General features: G+C 65.1%; 23 protein-coding genes. 9 read left to right on the forward strand and 14 right to left on the reverse strand.

Annotated features, from left to right (window positions below):
* Positions 1-559 precede the first annotated feature (559 nt).
* On the forward strand, positions 560-1594 hold the full coding sequence (locus EN738_RS12515) for an aspartate-semialdehyde dehydrogenase (RefSeq protein WP_127283946.1): 1035 nt from the start codon (positions 560-562) through the stop codon (positions 1592-1594).
* Positions 1595-1795: 201 nt separating this feature from the next.
* Here the strand turns inward: EN738_RS12515 and EN738_RS12520 are convergent, their stop codons facing one another.
* Complete coding sequence (locus tag EN738_RS12520) at positions 1796-2203, reverse strand: ACT domain-containing protein (protein ID WP_127283947.1); 408 nt, start codon at positions 2201-2203, stop codon at positions 1796-1798.
* A gap of 186 nt (positions 2204-2389) precedes the next feature.
* On the opposite strand from EN738_RS12520, the gene EN738_RS12525 reads away from it, so the two are divergent.
* From EN738_RS12525 to EN738_RS12550, 6 genes are all read left to right on the forward strand, one after another.
* Positions 2390-3295: a bestrophin family ion channel gene (locus tag EN738_RS12525; protein WP_127283948.1), complete on the forward strand. Its 906-nt coding sequence runs from the start codon at positions 2390-2392 to the stop codon at positions 3293-3295.
* A 140-nt stretch (positions 3296-3435) separates the two neighbouring features.
* Positions 3436-3783, forward strand: a complete 348-nt coding sequence (locus tag EN738_RS12530) for a metalloregulator ArsR/SmtB family transcription factor (RefSeq protein ID WP_127283949.1) — start codon at positions 3436-3438, stop codon at positions 3781-3783.
* Between the two features lie 55 nt (positions 3784-3838).
* On the forward strand, positions 3839-4330 hold the full coding sequence (locus EN738_RS12535; protein ID WP_127283950.1) for an SRPBCC domain-containing protein: 492 nt from the start codon (positions 3839-3841) through the stop codon (positions 4328-4330).
* 138 nt (positions 4331-4468) lie between these two features.
* Positions 4469-4879 carry a DoxX family protein gene (locus EN738_RS12540; protein WP_127283951.1) on the forward strand — a complete coding sequence of 137 codons (411 nt, stop codon included), beginning with the start codon at positions 4469-4471 and terminating at the stop codon, positions 4877-4879.
* Between the two features lie 21 nt (positions 4880-4900).
* Positions 4901-5425 (forward strand): SRPBCC family protein, encoded by a 525-nt coding sequence (locus EN738_RS12545; RefSeq protein ID WP_127283952.1) that lies wholly within the window; start codon positions 4901-4903, stop codon positions 5423-5425.
* A 146-nt stretch (positions 5426-5571) separates the two neighbouring features.
* A complete protein-coding gene (locus EN738_RS12550; RefSeq protein ID WP_127283953.1) occupies positions 5572-5835 on the forward strand; it encodes a glycine zipper domain-containing protein in 264 nt (87 codons plus the stop codon).
* A 71-nt stretch (positions 5836-5906) separates the two neighbouring features.
* Here EN738_RS12550 and rpsP read toward each other — a convergent pair whose 3' ends face one another.
* The 8 genes from rpsP to EN738_RS12590 all read right to left on the reverse strand — a co-directional run bounded on the left by rpsP (position 5907) and on the right by EN738_RS12590 (position 13730).
* Positions 5907-6308 (reverse strand): 30S ribosomal protein S16, encoded by a 402-nt coding sequence (rpsP, locus tag EN738_RS12555; protein WP_127283954.1) that lies wholly within the window; start codon positions 6306-6308, stop codon positions 5907-5909.
* 49 nt (positions 6309-6357) lie between these two features.
* Positions 6358-6684, reverse strand: a complete 327-nt coding sequence (locus EN738_RS12560; protein ID WP_127283955.1) for a chorismate mutase — start codon at positions 6682-6684, stop codon at positions 6358-6360.
* A gap of 7 nt (positions 6685-6691) precedes the next feature.
* On the reverse strand, positions 6692-8302 hold the full coding sequence (ffh, locus tag EN738_RS12565; RefSeq protein WP_127283956.1) for a signal recognition particle protein: 1611 nt from the start codon (positions 8300-8302) through the stop codon (positions 6692-6694).
* A gap of 281 nt (positions 8303-8583) precedes the next feature.
* Positions 8584-9525: a glycosyltransferase gene (locus EN738_RS12570; RefSeq protein WP_127283957.1), complete on the reverse strand. Its 942-nt coding sequence runs from the start codon at positions 9523-9525 to the stop codon at positions 8584-8586.
* Positions 9525-10466, reverse strand: a complete 942-nt coding sequence (locus tag EN738_RS12575; RefSeq protein ID WP_127283958.1) for a CPBP family intramembrane glutamic endopeptidase — start codon at positions 10464-10466, stop codon at positions 9525-9527. The genes EN738_RS12570 and EN738_RS12575 overlap by 1 nt, the downstream gene beginning before the upstream one ends.
* A gap of 167 nt (positions 10467-10633) precedes the next feature.
* Complete coding sequence (locus EN738_RS12580) at positions 10634-11236, reverse strand: DUF1236 domain-containing protein (RefSeq protein ID WP_127283959.1); 603 nt, start codon at positions 11234-11236, stop codon at positions 10634-10636.
* A gap of 64 nt (positions 11237-11300) precedes the next feature.
* On the reverse strand, positions 11301-12398 hold the full coding sequence (locus tag EN738_RS12585; RefSeq protein ID WP_127283960.1) for a putative zinc-binding metallopeptidase: 1098 nt from the start codon (positions 12396-12398) through the stop codon (positions 11301-11303).
* Positions 12399-12482: 84 nt separating this feature from the next.
* Complete coding sequence (locus EN738_RS12590; protein ID WP_127283961.1) at positions 12483-13730, reverse strand: NAD(P)/FAD-dependent oxidoreductase; 1248 nt, start codon at positions 13728-13730, stop codon at positions 12483-12485.
* A gap of 163 nt (positions 13731-13893) precedes the next feature.
* On the opposite strand from EN738_RS12590, the gene EN738_RS12595 reads away from it, so the two are divergent.
* Positions 13894-14691, forward strand: a complete 798-nt coding sequence (locus tag EN738_RS12595; RefSeq protein WP_127283962.1) for a lytic transglycosylase domain-containing protein — start codon at positions 13894-13896, stop codon at positions 14689-14691.
* A gap of 96 nt (positions 14692-14787) precedes the next feature.
* Here the strand turns inward: EN738_RS12595 and EN738_RS12600 are convergent, their stop codons facing one another.
* The 3 genes from EN738_RS12600 to EN738_RS12610 form a co-directional block, all read right to left on the reverse strand.
* On the reverse strand, positions 14788-15255 hold the full coding sequence (locus EN738_RS12600) for a hypothetical protein (protein WP_127283963.1): 468 nt from the start codon (positions 15253-15255) through the stop codon (positions 14788-14790).
* A 167-nt stretch (positions 15256-15422) separates the two neighbouring features.
* A complete protein-coding gene (locus EN738_RS12605; RefSeq protein ID WP_245494504.1) occupies positions 15423-16001 on the reverse strand; it encodes a hypothetical protein in 579 nt (192 codons plus the stop codon).
* 187 nt (positions 16002-16188) lie between these two features.
* Complete coding sequence (locus tag EN738_RS12610) at positions 16189-17412, reverse strand: argininosuccinate synthase (protein ID WP_127283964.1); 1224 nt, start codon at positions 17410-17412, stop codon at positions 16189-16191.
* 185 nt (positions 17413-17597) lie between these two features.
* Between EN738_RS12610 and EN738_RS12615 the strand changes: the two genes are divergently transcribed.
* A complete protein-coding gene (locus EN738_RS12615; RefSeq protein ID WP_127283965.1) occupies positions 17598-18239 on the forward strand; it encodes a LysE family translocator in 642 nt (213 codons plus the stop codon).
* Here the strand turns inward: EN738_RS12615 and EN738_RS12620 are convergent.
* Together EN738_RS12620 and rlmN are read right to left on the reverse strand one after the other, a co-directional pair.
* A complete protein-coding gene (locus tag EN738_RS12620; protein ID WP_127283966.1) occupies positions 18211-18687 on the reverse strand; it encodes a hypothetical protein in 477 nt (158 codons plus the stop codon). The genes EN738_RS12615 and EN738_RS12620 overlap by 29 nt on opposite strands.
* Positions 18684-19753, reverse strand: a 1070-nt coding sequence (gene rlmN, locus EN738_RS12625) for a 23S rRNA (adenine(2503)-C(2))-methyltransferase RlmN (RefSeq protein WP_127283967.1), incomplete at its 5' end; no start/stop codon positions are given. The genes EN738_RS12620 and rlmN, both read right to left, overlap by 4 nt.

Raw genomic sequence — 19753 nt, forward strand, 5'->3', positions numbered from 1 at the left:
CTCCCACGGGCTTCAAGGCCCAAAGATGCTCCGGTCTCTCGTCCGCCACCGCACCTGCTGCAATAGCAGAGTCGGCAAGGGACAAGTTACAAGGATGCCGGCAGGCAGGTGAGGGGCAGCGCCAACGCCGATGGGTAGGGAAAGGGGCGAGGCGCCGGTCCTTACTTCCGGACGAGCCAGCTGTCGAAGTCAGCGCCGCCCCTCATCCGCCCTTCGGGCACCTTCTCCCCATAAAGTGACGGGGAGAAGGGAGAGCGCTGCCGCCAATTGACTCTTTTACCAAACCGCGTAAAAGCCCGCTTCGAACGGGATTGTCTTCGATGCGCGGCCTTCTGACGGCTCTTCTTGCCTTCGATGCCCCCAGCCACGATGCTCAGCATCGGGCTGGGCGCCTTGGCGCGCCTGCTCGTTCCAGCAAAACTACGGCCAAAACCACCACCAAAACGGTGTGATTCCCTTGGCCTAACCACCCTCTCCCGGGTTCGGCCCGGGGGACGGAACCCGCATGAGGCCGGCGGGTTTTCTCCAACAACCAAGCGGAGAGGGACAGGAGATCTTTATGAGTTTCAAGGTTGCGGTAGTCGGCGCCACGGGCAATGTGGGCCGCGAAATGCTCAACATTCTGGACGAACGCGGCTTTCCGGTAAGCGAAGTCGTGGCGCTGGCCTCACGGCGCAGCCAAGGCACCGAAGTGTCCTTCGGCGACCGCACGCTGAAGGTCAAGGCGCTCGACACCTACGACTTTTCCGACACCGACCTCTGCATCATGTCGGCCGGCGGCAACGTCTCCAAGGAATGGTCGCCGAAGATCGGCAAGCAGGGCTGCGTCGTCATCGATAATTCGTCTGCCTTCCGCTACGACCCGGAGGTGCCGCTGATCGTGCCGGAAGTGAACCCGGACGCGGTCGAGCAGTTCTCGCGCAAGAACATCATCGCCAATCCGAATTGCTCGACGGCGCAGCTGGTGGTGGCGATGAAGCCGCTGCATGACGCGGCGACCATCAAGCGCATCGTCGTGGCCACCTACCAGTCGGTGTCCGGCGCCGGCAAGGAAGGCATGGACGAGCTGTTCACGCAGACCCGGGCGGTCTTCGTCGCCGACCAGGTCGACGTCAAGAAGTTCACCAAGCGCATCGCCTTCAACGTCATTCCGCATATCGACGTCTTCCTCGACGACGGCTTCACCAAGGAAGAGTGGAAGATGGTGGCCGAGACCAAGAAGATGCTCGACCCCAAGATCAAGCTGACGGCGACCTGCGTGCGCGTGCCGGTGTTCATCGGCCATTCGGAAGCGGTCAACATCGAGTTCGAGAAGCCGATCACGGCGGACGAGGCGCGCGAGATCCTGCGCGAGGCGCCGGGCTGCCAGGTCTTGGACAAGCGCGAGAACGGTGGCTACATCACGCCGCTGGAATCGGCCGGCGAGGACGCCACCTTCATCTCGCGCATCCGCGAGGATTCGACCATCGACAACGGCCTGTCGATGTGGATCGTCTCCGACAATCTGCGCAAGGGCGCAGCGCTCAACGCCGTGCAGATCGCCGAGCTTTTGGTCGAGCGCGGACTGATCCAGCCGAAGAAGAAGGCCGCCTGACGGCTGGTTTGTTTTCGCTCACGGGCCGCACCGCCGCTGACGCGGCTGGCCCTGCGCGTGCGCGCCGGACGACCGGCGGCCCGCGGTCGCGGGCTCGGCCTTCGGCCGGGTAGCTTCCTTCTCCCCGTTCACGGGGAGAAGGTCCCGGCAGGGGGATGAGGGGCGGCACCGGCATCTCAAGCAGGCGGCGGAGAGCCGGCGTCACAACCGATTTTGCTCCGCCAATTCCATCAACAGCACCATCGCCTCCTCCGCCCGATCCGCCGGGACGAACAGATGGTCGTGGTAAAAGGCCGAGACCGGATTGACGCCCATGCCGGCCGAGGCCAGGCGCGCGGTGATGGCGGCGAGGAAGCCGACGGCTTCAAGCGAAGAGTGGATGTTCAGCGTGATCATCCGGCAGCGGAAGATGCCGTCGACGCCGGCCGCTCTCGCCTGGTCCTCCTTCACGATCAGCGTAAGGCCTTCCTGCTCGCGAAAGCTCATGACCGGATCGAGGCCTTCCGGCATGGCCGCGCCCGGCGCCAGCGTTGCGAAGACGTGGACATCGGGAAGCAGGTGCGGCGTCATCGACGCCAACAATCTTTGCAGATCGGTTTCGCCGGTCATCTTTCCTCCCTCGGGCGGCGCGCGGTCGCCAGTCTCGCGGGTCGCCGCCTCGTTCTTAGACCGGCCGGGCGAGCGCCGGTAGTCCCTGCCCAGGCGACACGGAAATGTCGCTGGCGGCGGAGCTTGCCTTGCTGGTGCGTCGCACAATAGGGCATCGGGATCGCACCGGTCCGTCTGGGGGTTTTGATGATCGTCCGCCCGCGTCCGCGCTTCCTGCATCTGTTCTTCATCATGCGCGGCTCGGTAGTGCCGCGCATCCTGCCGCAGATCTTCGGCTTTGCCGCCTATGGCGCGCTTGTGCTGCTGGTCGTAAAAGCCCTCAAGCTCGACTTCGGCAATGCCGGTACGGCGCCCTTCGCCCTGCTCGGTGTGGCGCTGTCGATCTATCTCGGCTTCCGCAACAACGCCGCCTACGACCGCTGGTGGGAGGCGCGCAAGCTGTGGGGCCAGCTCGTCTTCGACATCCGCAACCTGGCGCGCGCCTCGACCGGCCTGATCGATGACCGGGCCGAGCTGCGCGGCCTGTTGATGGAGGCGATCGCGTTCTGCCATTTCCTGCGCGGGTCGCTCAGGCGGGTGGACGCCGCGCCGGACGCGCGCGGCTTCATCGGTGATGAGGTCGAAGTCGTGGCCAAGGCCGTCAATGCCCCCGACGCCATGCTGCGCCGCATGGGCGCGCGCGTTGCCGGGCTGCGCAAGTCCGGCGCCATAGATACGATCGGCTACCGCATCCTCGACGAGCGCCTGTCGGAGATCGCCACGGCGCAGGCCGGCTGCGAGCGCATCGCCGGAACGCCGTTGCCCTTCGCCTACACGCTGCTCCTACAGCGCACCGCCTACGTCTTCTGCCTGCTGCTGCCGTTCGGGCTGGCCGCGCCCGCCGGCTGGGCGACGCCGCTGTTCACAGCGCTCATCGCCTATACCTTCTTCGGCCTCGACGCGCTGTCGGAGGAGCTCGAGGATCCCTTCGGCACCCAGCCCAACGACCTTGCGCTCGATGGCCTTTGCCGCGTCTGCGAAATCTCGGTGTTCGAGGCGCTCGGCGAGCCGGCGCCGAAGATGATCCCGGCCGAACGGTTTTACTTCTCCTGACGCCCCCAGGAACCTTGCCGTCCGGTTTGCGAGCCGGATGGGGCGCTGCCCGCATTCCCCCTCGATACCGCGCCGCTTGACTCGGCCGGCGGCCTCTCGTATAGAACCAAAAGGTTATATAACCATCTGGTTCAATAAACATGACGACGGATAGCCTCAGCCTGACCCTCGCGGCGCTTGCCGACCCGACCCGACGCGCCATCCTGGCGCGGCTGGCGCTCGGCGAGGCCTCGGTCACGCAGCTGGCCGAGCCGTTTGCCATGAGCTTTCCGGCGGTGTCGAAGCACCTCAAGGTGCTCGAGCGCGCCGGCCTGGTGGCGCGCGGCCGGGACGCCCAGTTTCGGCCGCGCCGCCTGCAGCCGGAACCCTTGCGCGAGATCGACGAATGGCTGGAATCCTATCGCGCGCTGTGGGACGCCCGCTTCGACCGGCTGGAGACCTATCTGCAGGGTCTGCAGGCCGGTGAGCCCGGCGGAGGTCGAAATTGAAGCCGGCTAACCAGTTTGCCACCGACGCGCGGCAGCACAATCCGGAGAGGGAAACGTGACGGATCAGAGCATCGACACACCATCCGATGACCCGGTGATCATCATCACCCGGACCTTCGATGCGCCTCGCGCGCTGATGTTCAAGCTGTTCACCGATCCATACCATCTGGTGCGGTTTTGGGGACCGGAAGGCTCGACCTATCCGGTCTGCGAGATGGATGTGCGGCCGGGCGGGCAATTCCGCCTGACCATGCGCTTTGCCGACGGCAGCGAGTATCCGACCAACAGCGTCTATCTGGAAATCGCTCCGCCGGAGCGGATCGTCTATCGCGACGCGCCACTCGACCGCGGCCAGTGGCAGGATACCCTGCCGCCGCCCAACATGGTGACGACCATCCTGTTCGAGGATGCCGGCGGCAAGACGCGGATCGTCGCCAACATCCGCGCCAATTCGATCACTGCCCGCGACATGGCGGTGAAGATGGGCTTCGGCCAGATCGTCATGGCGAGCTACGCGCGGCTGGAAGCCTATCTCAAGACACTCTGAGCGCGGGTGTGATCACGCGCGCCCGCGCGCCGTTTGCGAAAAAGATACCGGGACGTGTCGGACCGTCGACCTGTCCGGCGTCCTTGGTTCGAGCCTGGCAAGGATGGCCAGCGCCCAGGATCCCAGGAGGGAACGTCAATGAGCATTACGCAAACCGCGCCCGTCTCGTCGGGCGCCCTGTGGACCGGCCGCGCGCTCAGCGCCATCATCGTGCTGTTCATGATCTTCGACGGCGTCATCAAGCTGCCGCCCATGGATATCGTCACCCAGACCATGACGCAGCTCGGCTGGCCAGCCGATCTCAATTCCGCGCGCCTGCTCGGCGTCATCGGGCTGGTCTCGACCGCGCTCTATGCGCTGCCGCGCACTTCGGTGCTCGGGGCCATCCTGCTCACCGCCTATATGGGTGGCGCCATCGCCACCCATGTGCGCATCGGCAGCCCACTGTTCTCGCACATACTGTTCGGCGTCTATCTCGGCATCATCCTGTGGGGCGGGCTGTTCCTGCGCGACCCGAGGGTGCGCGCCCTGCTTTCGTTCACCCGCTAAGCCATTGGAAGGATAGGCACAATGCTTACAGCCGTCGTCATCATCCTGGTCATAATCGCCGCCGTGCTCATCTATGCCGCGACCCGGCCGAACGATTTCGTCGTCAGCCGCTCGGCCAGCATCGCGGCGCCGTCGGAAGCGATCTTTCCACTGATCAACGACTTCAGGCGCTGGCCCGAATGGTCGCCTTACGAAAAACTCGACCCGGACATGAAGCGCACGCTGTCCGGCGCCGAAAGCGGCAAGGGCGCCGCCTATGCCTGGGAAGGCAACGGCAAGGCAGGCGTCGGGCGGATGGAGATCACCAGCTCGGTTCCGTCGTCGCTGGTGGCGCTGAAGCTCGATTTCGAGAAGCCGTTTCGGGCCAGCAACAGAGTCGACTTCACCCTGACGCCGTCCGGCGAAACCACGACGGTCACCTGGGCGATGCGCGGCGGCCGGCCGTTCGTCGCCAAGCTGATGGGCCTGTTCATGAATTTCGACACGCTGATCGGCAAGGATTTCGAGACCGGGCTCGGCAATCTGAAGCGCGTGACCGAACGGTGAAACGATAATAATTTCAATGATATCCAGGTGAGGTGAGGAGCCCTGCGCTGGCGCTGGCATCGGCAATCTTCGATGTCCTCGGGATCAAATTAGCCGTCCGAGAGTTAACGGGATGGCGGCGAGGACGGCGTGTGAGAGGAACGACAATGAAGAAAGCGATGATCATCCTGGCGTTGGCGACGGCACTCAGTGCCTGCTCGCAGACGGAAAAGGGTGCCGCAGTCGGCGGCCTGGGCGGCGCGGCCGTAGGTGCCGCCGTGGCAAATGACCCGGTGGAAGGCGCTGTGGTCGGTGGTGCTGTCGGCGCCGTCGCGGGCGCGCTGATCGGTCGTGCCAGCGAACCGGACCGCTGCCGCTACCGCGATCGCTACGGGCGCGTCTACATCGCCCGTTGCCCGCAAGGCTACTGATCCCTCCCGGGACGCCTGAAACAAGAACGGCGGGCAAAGCCCGCCGTTTTCGTTAACCGATTCGGGCCGGATTACTCGGCCGTGGCGGCTTCCGCTTCGGCCGGCGCGGCGGCGGCCGCGGCAACAGCGGCGGCGGCATCTTCCTGCGCCTTCTTCAGCAGGGCGGCGCGCTCCTGCGCCTTCTTGCCCGGCTCGGCCTTCTGCGGGTTCGAGCGGGCCGGACGCTTGGCAAGGCCGGCCTCGTCGAGGAAGCGCAGAACGCGGTCGGTCGGCTGGGCGCCGTGCGAGAGCCAGTGCTTGACGCGCTCGGCGTCAACCTTGACGCGCTCGCCGTCCTTCGGCAGCAGCGGGTTCCACGAGCCGAGCGACTCGATGAAACGGCCGTCGCGCGGCGAACGCGCGTCGGCGACGACGACGTGGTAGTAGGGACGCTTCTTCGAGCCCGCGCGGGCCAGTCTGATCTTCAGTGCCATTGTTTTCTCCTAAAAAGCTCTGATTTCGTTTGATGGTCTGGGTTGGGTTTCAACCGGTTTTCGTCACGCCGTTGGATGCGGCGATCTGTTCGTGATGACGGATCACTTCGCGGACGACGAAGTTGAGGAATTTTTCCGCGAAATCGGGATCGAGATGCGCATCCTTCGCCAGTTGGCGAAGGCGGGCGATCTGCTGCTGCTCGCGCGCCGGATCGGCCGGCGGCAGGCCATGCTCGGCCTTCAGCACGCCCACCGCCTTGGTGCAGCGGAAGCGCTCGGCCAGCATGTGGATGAGGGCCGCGTCGATATTGTCGATCGATGCGCGGTAGCCGGCCAGGATGTTGCGAGCGTCGGCCATGTCCTTGTCTTCGTTCATGGTGCCCTCACTTCTTCTTGCCAAGGCCCGGCAGGCCGCCGCCACCGAGGCCCGGAAGGCCGGGCAGCTTCATGCCGCCGGGAAGACCAGGCAGGCCGCCGCCGGGAAGACCGCCGGGCAACCCGCCCGGCAAACCTTTGCCGAGACCGGCCGCCTGCGCCTGCTTCTGCAAGGCTTCGAGCTGCTTGGGGTCCATCTTGGAGAGGTCCGGCATACCGCCGCCCATTAGGCCTCCGGGGCCGCCCGGCATCATGCCGCCAAGGCCCATTTTCGAGGCGAGGCCGCCCATCATGCCGCGCATCAGGCCACCGCCTTTGCCCTTGCCGCCCATCGCCTTCATCATGTCGGCCATGCCGCGATGCATCTTCAACAGCTTGTTGATCTCGGCCGCGTCGGTGCCGGAGCCGGCGGCGATGCGCTTCTTGCGCGAGTGCTTTAGGATGTCTGGATTGGCGCGCTCGGCCTTGGTCATCGAGGAGATGATGGCGAGCTGCCGGCCGAACATCCTGTCGTCGAGGCCGGCCGCGGCCATCTGGTCCTTCATCTTGCCCATGCCGGGCATCATGCCCATGATGCCGCCCATGCCGCCCATTTTCGACATCTGCTGAAGCTGCTGGGCCAGGTCGTTGAGGTCGAACTTGCCCGACTGCATCTTCCTGGCCATCGCCGCCGCCTGCTCGGCGTCGATGTTCTCGGCGGCCTTCTCGACCAGGCTGACGATGTCGCCCATGCCGAGGATGCGGTCGGCGATGCGCTTGGGGTGGAATTCCTCCAACCCGTCCATCTTTTCGCCCGTGCCGATCAGCTTGATCGGCTTGCCGGTGACGGCGCGCATCGAGAGCGCCGCGCCGCCGCGGCCGTCGCCGTCCATGCGGGTCAGCACCAGGCCGGTGATGCCGACGCGCTCGTCGAAGCTTTTCGCCAGGTTGACGGCGTCCTGACCGGTCAGCGAATCGGCGACCAGCAGGATCTCGTGCGGCGACGACACCTTCTTGATGTCGGCCATCTCGACCATCAGCGGCTCGTCGATATGGGTACGGCCGGCGGTGTCCAGGATGACGACGTCGTGGCCGCCTAGCTTGGCGGCCTGCACGGCGCGCCGGGCGATGTCGACCGGGCTCTGGCCGGCGATGATCGGCAGCGTGGCGACCTTGGTCTGCTCGCCGAGCTGGCGCAACTGCTCCTGCGCGGCAGGGCGCCGCGTGTCGAGCGAGGCCATCAGGACCTTCTTGTTCTGGCGCTCGGTCAGGCGCTTGGCGATCTTGGCCGAGGTCGTCGTCTTGCCGGAGCCCTGCAGGCCGACCATCATGACGACGACGGGCGCCGGCGCGTTGAGATCGACGGCGACGCCTTCGGCGCCCAGCATCTCGACCAGCTCGTCATGGACGATCTTGACGACCATCTGGCCGGGCTTGATCGACTTCAGCACCGCGGCGCCGACGGCCTTCTCACGCACCCTGTCGGTGAAGGAACGCACCACTTCCAGCGCCACGTCGGCCTCGAGCAACGCGCGGCGCACCTCGCGCAACGCCGCCGAGACATCCGCTTCGGACAGCGCGCCGCGGCCCGTCAGGCCATTCAGGATGGAGCCAAGACGCTCCTGAAGGGATTCAAACATCTGCGGTCCTTGATCTCGGTGGGTTCGACCGAGAGGTAGTGCGTTCGCGCCGGGTCGCCAAGCAAAGCCCAAAGCCAAAAAGCACCCGGGGGCGCATTGCGCTGCCGGGTGTTGGCCTCCAGGATCTCTTTTACAGCTTCTGCCTCAAAGAGGTTTCGGCGTCCTGGTCGGCTTCGCGAGGGAAACTCATCGCGGAATTCGTGCAGGTCTAGACAGGAAATCGCCCGCTGAGTCAAGGCTGAGGCCGGTTCAACGGCCAAAACGTCGCGCCCGGCACGTGCTCAGGGCAGGCTTTCGCCGTCGAGAATGCGCGCATAGAGGTCGAGATAGCCCTTTGCTGTCCTCGAGATGGGAAACCGGTCGGCGGCGGACTCGCGGCACCGTTGGGGTGAAAGCGCGGCGATATTGGCGAAAGCCTGCGCGAACTCGGCATCCGTGTCGAAAAGGCGCCCGGTGTCGGCGTCGACGATCTCCGGCAGGGCGCCGCGCGATGTCGTCAGCACCGGCGTTCCGCACAGCATCGCCTCGACAGGCGCCATGCCGAACGGCTCTTCCCAGGCGATCGGATTGAGGAAGGCTTTTGCCTCGCCTAGCAGGCGCAGTTTTTCGTCGCCGCCGACGATGCCGTGAAAGCGATAGCGGCCGCCGAGGCTCTTGAAGAAGACGCCCTGGCGCCGCACCTGGCTGCGCGTCAGCAGGCGCCAGCGCGAGCCGCCGGCAATGTCGAGCGCGAAATCGAATGCCTTGGCAAGGTCGACGGCGCGGTTGAGATTCTTGCCGGCGCGGGCGATGCCGGCGAGGAACAGCAGGCGGTCGCTCTTTGTCGCCGCGAGCCGGTACTCGTCGACCGGAAAGCCGTTATGGACGAAGGTCTCGCGGCCATGGTTGCGGGCGTGGCTGGCGCTGACGAAGCTCCAGTTCGGGTGCAACCTCGGGGACTGGGGCGAAAAACCGTGCTCGGTGTTGAGGGTCGCAAAGGGCACCTCGATATACCGGCCGTTGAAATGGACGATGTCGGTATCCTGGGGGATGGCAGCGCGGCACTCGGCCCGCGACGCCGCCGGCCGCACCTCGCAAAGCGGATGGCTGGAGCCGGGCGCGGCGATGAGGACTACCCTGTGCCCGAGCCGCGCCAGTTCCGTCGCCAGCCAGTCGACCTGGCGCTCCGTGCCACCATAGCCTTTGCAGGGGATCGCCCCTTCCACCACCAGCGTGACGCGCATCAGGCCGGCCTGACCCTTAGCGGCGAGCGCGGGTGCAGCAGAAGCACTGCCGTCAGCAGGCTGCTGACGATGCCGATCGCCGCGATGAGGACCGCATCGAACCCCGTCCAACCGGGACCCTCCAGCGGCCTGGCTTTGAACAGGGCGAAGGAATTGTAGCTTTCCTGATGCGAGATCAGCAGGAAGCCGGTCAGATTGTTGCCGAGATGGGCGCCGAAGGCCACGCCCAGATTGCCGGTGGCGTAGACCAGAAGCGTCAGCACCAGCGCGAAGCTGGCGATCGAGACCAGCACGCAGGCATTGATGGCGAGCGTCGAGCTCGCGCTCCAGTGCAGCGCGCTGAACAGCAGCAGCGGCAGCCCTGCCCAGATCAGCGGGTTGTTGAACCGGTTGGCGAGGCCGCGCAGGAGATAGCCGCGAAACAGCGCCTCCTCGGACGAGGTCTGCAGCAAGGCGAGCAGCACAATCGGGACCAGGAAAAGCAGCCATGTCGACAGGCCGATGGCGCCGCGCGCGATCTCGGGCTGCAGCCAGTAAAGCAGGATTTCGGAGAGTAGCGAGGTGATCAACACCGCGATCAGGCCCTTGAGGAAGCCCGGCCAGGAAACGCGGCGGCTGTCCCCGACCAGCGCCGCGAGCGGCTCGCGATGCACGAAGCGCATGGCAAACCAGAGGCCGATCCAGATGCCGGCGAAGGAGACCAGGGCGGTGAGGATGCCCTCGGGCGAGGCCAGGAAGTCCTGGACCGGGCCACCGGCTGCCGTGCCGCCGGTCGAAGCCCGCCAGACGACAAAGGCATAGGTGCCGCCGAGCAGCACCGCCAGGGTCGTCGCCATCCAGAACAGCACGACGATGGCGGTTCCAAACAGGAGCCGGAGCGGGGTTGTCCTGGCGTTCGGCGAGCGCCGGTAGCGCTCGAACGCGGCTTTGTCGATGATCACGCGGTTTCCCTCAGCCGAACGCAAGCGCCGAACGCGTCCGGGTCCGCCTGATCTATGGGATCGGCGCTTTGCGCGCAATCATCCTCGCCACGGCTTGGGCTCGTGGTTTCGCATCTGTGAAGAGGGGCAAGCGGCCGCCGGCAGGCGGCCGCTTGTTGCGGCATTTGTCAGCGCATGACGTAGACGATGCGCCGCGTGCCGGGATCGACCAGCGCCGGCTGGTTGTTCACATAGACATAGCGGTAGTCGTAATCGGGGATTTCGCGCAGCTCGACGCTGTCGGGCAGGGTCGCGCCGGTCACCACCTCGCCATCGAGATAGACCGGATCGAGCCGGTGCGTGCTGACATAGGTGCCGACTTCGGCCGGCGGCCGCGCGATCGGATCGAGTGGCTCGTCGCCCGACACGATGGCGCCGGTATAGCTGTCCGAGTAGAGTTCGTCGGTCGGCGCCTCGACGACGGCAATGCCGGCATCCGCCGGGCGCCGTGTCAGCACGACCGCGTTGCCGCCGAAATCGGCCGTCACATAGTCGGAATAGACCCAGCCCTGGCCGTTGGCCTCGGCGATGGTGCACCATTTGCTGTTGGCGATACAGCCTTGGAGCGTCGCCGACTGGCCGGCGGCCAGCACGCCGATGACCGGATATTGCGGGCCGGGACCGGCGCGCACGTTGAGGTCTGTGACGGCCGAGACCGCGGTCTCGGCCAAGGCCGCACCCGACATGGCGACGAGCGCTCCAGCGATGGCGGGAAACAGTAAGGTTTTCATGGATTTCACTCCGTTTTCATGCTCCCTCGCGGACGAAAACGAAGCCGAGCCTTATGCGTTCCGGCTAAAATGCTTCTGCCGGCTCACGAATTGTTCCGTTTTCTTGCGGCAGGCCGGCCAGCAGTGCATGGACGAAGCCGAGCTTGTGCGCCGTCACGCCCGAGATGACGAAGGGGTAGAGGTCGGGCAGGCCCATGCAGCGGTTGATCGAGTTGGATGCTTCCGACAGCACCAGCCAGCGGTCAAGGATCCTTTCGAAAGGCTCGGGTTCGTGCCTTGACTCCGCGGGCGCCGCCAGCAGCTCGCCGCCGGTGTCGCTGCGCGGCAGGGCGTCGGCATCGACCGTCTCCAGCCGGCCGAGCGGAAAGTTCAGCGCATGCACCATCTCCAGCGTGTCGGTGATGTGCAGATAGTGCGCGAAGGTCTCTGCCCAATCCTCCCATGGATGCGACGTTGCATAGGCCGAGATGTGAGCCTGCTGCCAGTCAGGCGCCGCGCCATTGGCATAGTAGGCCGTCAGCGCCTGTTCGTAGCCGGCGCGCTCGTCGCCGAACAGGGCGCGGAAAGCGGCAAGCCTTTGCGGGTCGTCACGGATCAGCCGGTCCCAATAATAATGGCCGAGCTCGTGGCGGAAATGGCCGAGCAGCGTGCGATAGTTCTCGCCCATCGCGACACGCCGTCGCTCGCGTTCGGCCGAATCCGCCTCGGCGACGTTGAGCGTGATCAGGCCATTGTCGTGGCCGGTGAGGATGCGCTCGCCGCCGGGGCCGCCGCCGATCGGATCGGCAAGGAAATCGAAGGCAAGGCCGGCCTCGTCGCCGGGGCCCTGCTTGGGCGCGACCGGCAGGCCGAAGGCGAGCAGCGAATAGATGGCGCGTTTCTTGGCAGCCTCGACGCGGATCCAGCGCCGGCGGTTGCCGTCGACGGACAGATTCGGAATGAGCTGGTTCAACGAGCAGGCGCGGCAAAAGGCCTGGCCTGGCTCCGTCCGCCAGTTGCAGGCGCATTCGTCGGCATTGGTGCAGTGGTAGGCGCCATCAACGTCCGACAGCGTGAAACGCGACAGCTGCGGATCGTAAAGCACGAGGCTGGCGCAGTTCAGGCACTGGGCGTTCTCGAAATAGAGGCGGTGGCCGCAATGCGGGCAGTCGAACAGCTTCATCTTGCACTCAAACCCATCAGCGCCCGCATATAGGGCGGGATCGCGCCCCACCCAAACGCCCGGTCGCGACCAGGCGTTCCAGCGCTATTTGGCCGCAAGCACGGCCGCCACCTGCCGCGCCACGCTCTCGCCCGACAGCCGGGCGCCGCCGCAGGTCTGGATCAGCGGTCCCGCCAGATGCTCGCCGGCGAAGAAGATCTTGTCCGCCACCGGCTGCATCAGCGTGGCGCGCGCCTCCGACCGCCCGGGCCGCGCCGCGGCATAGGCGCCGCGCACGTAGCGCTCGCCGCCCCAGTTGGTCATCATGGCGCGCCCGACATGCTTGCGGGTGTCGGCGCCGAAAATGTCGCACAGCCGGTCGACGACGAAGTCGATGCCCGCCGCCTCGCCGGCCGCCGACATCTCCCAGGCGAAGTCGCCGCCGACGAAGCCGACCATCAGATCGAGGTCGAAGGGAAAGCAGAGGAAATAGATGTCGTGCCTGGCCAGCCGCTCGATCAGCAGGTCGTCGAAGGGTTGCAGGCCGAGCCTGGTTGCGCTTACCTCGACCGGCAGTTTGGTCAGCATGCCCATCGGCAGATCGAAGAAGGCGGAAAAATGCGCGTCGGGAAGGGCCGGCGAGAAGGCGATCTCCTCGAAGGCGAGCACGGCCGGCGAGGCGGTGACGATGACCGCCCTGGCGCGAACGGTGCCGCGATCGGTGACGCAGGCGACATCCGGTCCGTTCCAGAAGATCCGGCGCACCGGGGTCGACAGCTCGACCGGCACGTCGGCGCCGAAACGCGCGACCAGCGCGCCGAACCCTTCCTTGCTGAAATAGTTCGGGTCGAGGTCGGCGGCGGCCTGGAAATCGCGGATCGAGATCTCGTCCTCGTCGGCGCCGAAATCCATCGGACCGGCAAAGGTGGCTGCGGCGCGCGGCGCCTGGCCCTTGGCGAGCAGCGCCGAAAGCCGGTCGTCGTCGCCTTCCTCGACCTTATGCGTGGCGAGCAGCTCGAACAGCCGCGCGTCGGCGGCCTTCATCTCGGCCTCTTCCGCCTCGCTCGCCTTGCGCTGGCGGTAGTAAAGATGGTCGACGTTCATATCGTGATGGTGCAGCGTCCACCCGGCGGCCTGCGCCTCGGGAAAATAGGGATTGCGGTCCGCGGCATGCAGCCAGGCGCAGCCAATGTCGAAGGGGACGCCGAAATGCCGGTCGCTGGTCCAGGCGCGGCCGCCGATGCGGTCCATCGCTTCCAATAGCTTGAAGGAGACGCCAGCGGCGCGCAGGGTTTTCGCGGCTGAGAGCCCGGCCGAGCCGGCGCCGATGATCACAACATCAACATCATCCATATGTATCGAGCCCCTCCGCCACAATAAATACTTGATCGTAGGCAAATTCCGCTTCATTCGCCAGCATCGAGCAACCAGTGCAGCCGCGGGGGCGGTGACAACCGGGCGTTTCACTGGCAAATTCGCAACCGGGACGTGATTCAGGCAATCAGGAGAGAACGAGATGGCATTTCTTGCCAAGGGAAAGATTTTTGCGGCCGCGGTGATGGCAGTGCTTGCGCTGGCGACGGGCGCGCAGGCGGCTGGCAGCTGTGGCAAGAACAGCGCCGGCTTCGACGCCTGGAAGCAGGACTTTGCCGCACAGGCCCAGGCCGAAGGTGTCGGTTCGAGGGGTCTGGCCGCTCTAGCAGGCGCGACCTACGCGACAAGGACCATCTCCGCCGACCGCGCCATCCACAAGGCGTTCAGCGGCTCGGTGGAAGATTTCATGAAGCGCCGCGGCGGGGCCGCGATCATTTCAAAGGGCCGTTCGCTGAAGAAGTCGAACGCGGCGCTGTTCGACAAGATCGAATCGACCTACGGCGTGCCGCCCGGCGTGCTGCTCGCCATCTGGGGCATGGAGACCGGCTTCGGCGCCTCCATGGGCAACCAGAACACGGTGTCCGCCATTTTGACGCTTACCTATGACTGCCGCCGCCCGGACTATTTCTACCCGCATGCCATTGCGGCGCTGAAGCTGGTCGATCGCGGAACGTTGACCTCAGCTTCCGTGGGCGCCATGCATGGCGAAATCGGCCACACGCAGTTCCTGCCCGGAAACGTCCTGAAGTACGGCGTCGGCAACGGCAACCTGCGCGACAGGAATACCGCGCTCGCTTCCACCGCCAACTACCTCAAGGGCCATGGCTGGCGGGCCGGCGCGAGCTATCAGGCCAATATGGGCGCCATTGCCGGCTGGAACTCGGCCAGCGTCTACCAGCAGGCCATTGCCCGCATCGCGGAAGCGATCGACGGCAATTGATGCCATCTCCACTCGACAGAAAAGCCCGGCCATGTGCCGGGCTTTTTGTTTATGGAGCAGGTGAAGCCCAGACGCTCGGAACGACCAGATACGCTCTCAGTAATGCGCGTAGCCGCTCAACGGGCATTTCTGGGAAATCGGAACCTGGAAGCTGCCGTCAATGCCGCTGCAGTTGCGGAATTTGGACGACCGCGGCGCCGTAGCCGCCTTTGAGCTGGCTTTAGTGTCCATTTTGGTCGGCTCGTCGGAATGCGCATAGCCGCTCACCGGGCATTTCCGGGAAAGGGGAACCTGGAAGGGGCCGTCAAATCCGCTGCAGGTACGGAACTTGGACGACCGCGGCGCCGTAGCCGCCTTTGACCTGCCCTTGGTGTCCATTTTGGTCGGTTCGTCGGAATGCGCATAGCCGCTAACCGGACATTTCCGGGAAACGGGAACCTGGAAGGGGCCGTCAAATCCGCTGCAGGTACGGAACTTGGACGTCGGTGCCGCCAGGGCTTGCGGGGACTGGCATCCGCCGAAGATGACTGCCGCTGAAAGCAAGAGAAAAATACCGTTCTTCATCGTCGAAGTCCCTCCATAGCTAGGATCAGGCTCGAAGCCCAATCACTCGGTCTCAATAATGCGCGTAGCCGCTCAATGGGCATTTCTGGGAATCGGGAACCTGGAAGGGGCGGAGGAGCCGCCCTTGGCCTGCCCTCGATCGCCAGCGGGAGTCCGGCAACTTACGATTAGCCGCCGCCCAAGGGGCATTTCCGGGAAGCGGGAACCTCGAAGGTGCCGGTGAAAACATTTGAGCAGGTATGGAATCTGGCGTTCCGCGGCGCTGAGGTGGCCACGCTTGACCTGGCCTTAATCTCCCTTTCGGACGGCTGCTCGAAATGCCCGTAGCCACCCGGCGGGCATTTCCGGGAGGCGGGAGCCTGGAAGATGCCGTCTCTCCCGGTGCAATTACGGAAGTTGGACGTCCGCGGCGCCGGGGTTTTCGTAACCGCAGCCGGCTTTGGCTTGCCCTTGAGGACCATCCAGATTTCGGTCGGCTGGTCGAGCTGCAGGTTGTTGACATCGGAATAGGTGATGCGGCCGCTGCGCACGCCGGCGGCAAGGCGTTCGCAGAACAGGGCCGGCATGCGCTCCAGCGACACACCCATGAAACCGGCGATATCGTGCTTGAGCGTGATGTTCCATGCGCGGGCTTCGGCGATGCAGCCGTCCAGATCCGGCTTGGCCTCACGCTTCGCGGCCTGTGACGTCTGGCACGCCGCGAAAGCGATAGCCGTCGCAAGCAGAACAGAAATAGCTTTTTTCACTGTCAAAACCCCGCCGATCCCGCGGCGGAACTTAGATGAAGCTGCCGAAAGGTCAAACGGGAACTTAGTCCGGTCGCTCTTATTTCCCTTATATTAGGAGATGGAAATAAAAACCCGGCGTGTCCACCGGGTTTCTTGGTCGTTTCTGCCTTCGCGGGGACCGGCACAGCGTCCCGCAGCAACTATGTCAGCCCTTGCGCGTGCGCGCTGCGAGCGTCCTCAGCCGGAGCGCATTGAGGCGGATGAAGCCGGCGGCGTCCTTCTGGTCGTAGGCGCCGCGGTCGTCCTCGAAGGTGACCAGCGCGTCGGAATAGAGCGTCTTCTTCGACTTGCGGCCGGTGACCATCACATTGCCCTTGTAGAGCTTCAGCCGCACAGTGCCTTCGACATCCTCCTGGCTCTTGTCGATCATCGCCTGCAGCATCAGCCGCTCGGGCGAGAACCAGAAGCCGTTGTAGATCAGCTCGGCATAGCGCGGCATGAACTCGTCCTTGAGGTGGGCGGCACCGCGGTCGAGCGTGATCGATTCGATGGCGCGGTGGGCGGCGATCAGGATGGTGCCGCCGGGCGTTTCGTAGACGCCGCGCGATTTCATGCCGACGAAGCGGTTCTCGACGAGGTCGAGCCGGCCGATGCCGTTGTCGCGGCCGAGGTCGTTGAGCGCGGCCAGCATCGTCGCCGGCGACAGCTTCTTGCCGTTCAGCGCAATCGGGTCGCCCTTGAGGAACTCGATCTCGATCTCGGTGACCTTGTCCGGCGCGTCCATCGGCGAGACGGTGCGCTGGTGGACGAATTCCGGCGGTTCCGTCCACGGATCCTCCAGCACCTTGCCCTCCGAGGAGGAGTGCAGCAGGTTGGCGTCGACCGAGAACGGCGCATCGCCGCGCTTGTCCTTCGGCACGGGAATCTGGTGCTGTTCGGCGAAGTTCAGCAGGTCGGTGCGCGACTTGAAGGACCAGTCGCGCCACGGCGCGATGACCTTGATGTCGGGGTTAAGCGCGTAAGCCGACAGCTCGAAACGGACCTGGTCGTTGCCCTTGCCGGTAGCGCCGTGAGCAATCGCGTCGGCGCCGGTTTCCTTTGCGATCTCGACGAGGTGCTTGGAGATCAGCGGCCGGGCGATCGAGGTGCCGAGCAGGTAGGTGCCTTCATAGACGGCATTGGCGCGGAACATCGGGAAGACGAAGTCGGCGACGAATTCCTCGCGCACGTCGACGATGCGGATGTCCTTGATGCCCATCAGCTCGGCCTTGCGGCGGGCCGGCTCCAGCTCGCCGCCCTGGCCTAGGTCGGCGGTGAAGGTGACGACTTCGGCGCCGAGCTCGGTCTGCAGCCATTTCAAGATGATGGAGGTGTCGAGGCCGCCGGAATAGGCGAGCACGACTTTCTTCACGCTTTTGGTCTTGGACATTTTTGGCGGTTCCGCGGGAAAGGTTTCGCGGGCGAGGTATCACGGCGTTTCCGGGCTGCGCAAGAGACGAACCGGCCTTTGATGCCAGCAAGGGCTGGACCAGACGCCGCGCCGGTCAGCCGCTGGCGAAGCTGAAATGGCTGCGTTATAGGCTCCGCGATCCTTCTCTAGGGCGCGCGCGACCGATGTCCTTGCTTCCCGACGCAACGACGCTGATCCAGTTCGCCATCGCCACGGTGATCCTGGCGATCACGCCGGGGCCCGACATGACGCTGTTCGTGTCGAGGACGCTGAGCCAGGGCCGCACCACCGGTTTTGCCTCGATGGCAGGGGCGCTCTGCGGCACGCTGATCCACACCACACTGGTGGCGGTCGGGGTCTCGGCGCTGATCGTCGCCTCGCCGATGGCCTTTTTCGTCCTGAAAATCTTCGGCGCCGGCTATCTGGTCTTTCTGGCGTGGCAAGCGGTCAGCAAGGGCTCGGCCTTCTCGCCGGAGAAGAAGGCCGGCCCGCGTATCTCGCTGTTCCGCAGCTGGGCGGCCGGGCTCGGCGTCAATTTGCTCAACCCGAAGATCATCATGTTCTTCATGACGTTTTTGCCGCAGTTCGTCTCCGCGCACGACCCGAACGCGCCCGGAAAGCTGTTCTTCCTCGGCGTCATGTTCATCGTGCTGTCGACGCCTGTGGTGGTGCCAATGGTGCTGGCGGCGGAAAGATTTTCGGCGGCGATGAAGGCAAGCCCCCGCGTGATGCGGGTGGTCGACTATCTGTTCGGCGGCGTGTTCTCGGCCTTCGCGCTCAAGATCCTGACGGCCCAGGCGAAATAGGCTGGGTCTCGCGCCAGCTGCCGGCCCAGCGACCGGCGGCGAGCCAGTAGAAGATGCCACCGACCATGCCGGAGCCGATCACCGCCAGGATGGCGCTGGTATCGGTGATGACGAAGTCGGGATCGCCGCTCTGGCGGACGAAACCGAGGAAGGCCGCGGCGACGCCGCCGCCGGCGATCGCATAGAACAGCCAGTCGCGCCGTCCGAGGATCTCGGCGGCGACGATGACGACCGCCGCCGGCATGAAGGCGAAATAGGCGACGAACAACGCCACGACGGGGATCGAGAAATAGAGCGAGGCGGTCGCCGTCGGGTGGGCCTGGTCGGGCGTATAGCCGAGCGAGCCCAGGAACAGGATGTTGAGGAAGGCGCTGGCCGCCAACGAGGCGGCGATGTAGCCGACCAGGATGACAGCGAAGCGGATGAGGTAGGCGACGAAGCGGCTCACGCCTCGCCGTGCCCGGCGATCATCATCGCTTCCAGCGCCAGCCGGTCGACCTTGCGCATGCGTTCCGATTCCGACTTCAGCTGACCGCAGGCGGCGAGGATGTCGCGGCCGCGCGGGGTGCGGATCGGCGAGGCGTAGCCGGCATTGTTGATGTAGTCGGCGAACTTCTCGATCGTCTCCCAGTCCGAGCACTGGTAGTTGGTGCCCGGCCACGGGTTGAACGGGATCAGATTGATCTTGGCCGGGATGCCCTTCAAGAGCTTGACCAGCGCCTTGGCGTCGTCGAGGGAATCGTTGACGTCCTTCAGCATCACATATTCGAAGGTGATGCGCCTTGCGTTGGAGAGGCCGGGATAGGCGCGGCAGGCGGCGATCAGCTCCTTCAGCGGATACTTCTTGTTGATCGGCACCAAAAGGTCGCGCAGATCGTCATTGGTGGCATGCAGCGAGATCGCCAGCATGACGCCGATCTCCTCGCCGGTGCGGAAGATTTCCGGCACGACGCCGGAGGTCGACAGCGTGATCCGGCGCTTCGACAGTGACAGGCCGTCGCCATCGGAGGCGATCAACAGCGCCTTCTTCACCGCCTCGAAATTGTAGAGCGGCTCGCCCATCCCCATCATGACGATGTTGGAGACCTTACGTCCTTCTGCGGGCACGATGGCGCCGTCGGGCGTGTCGCGGTCTGGGAAGTCGCCGAGCCGGTCGCGGGCGGTGAGCAGCTGCGCCAGGATTTCTTCCGTGGTCAGGTTGCGCACCAGCTTCTGCGTGCCTGTGTGGCAGAACGAGCAGGTCAGCGTGCAGCCGACCTGCGAGGAGATGCAGAGCGTGCCACGGCCTTCCTCGGGGATATAGACGGTCTCGATCTCGACCGGGCGGCCGGCGCCGCGCGGCGGAAAGCGGAACAGCCATTTGCGGGTACCGTCGGCGGAGATCTGCTCCTCGACGATCTCGGGCCGCGCGACGGTGAAATGCCTGTCGAGTTCGGCGCGCAGGTCCTTGGAGATGTTGAACATGCCGGAAAAGTCGGAGACGCCGCGCACATACATCCAGTGCCAGAGCTGCT

This window comes from Mesorhizobium sp. M4B.F.Ca.ET.017.02.2.1 (genome assembly GCF_003998955.1).
GTDB lineage: Bacteria > Pseudomonadota > Alphaproteobacteria > Rhizobiales > Rhizobiaceae > Mesorhizobium > Mesorhizobium abyssinicae.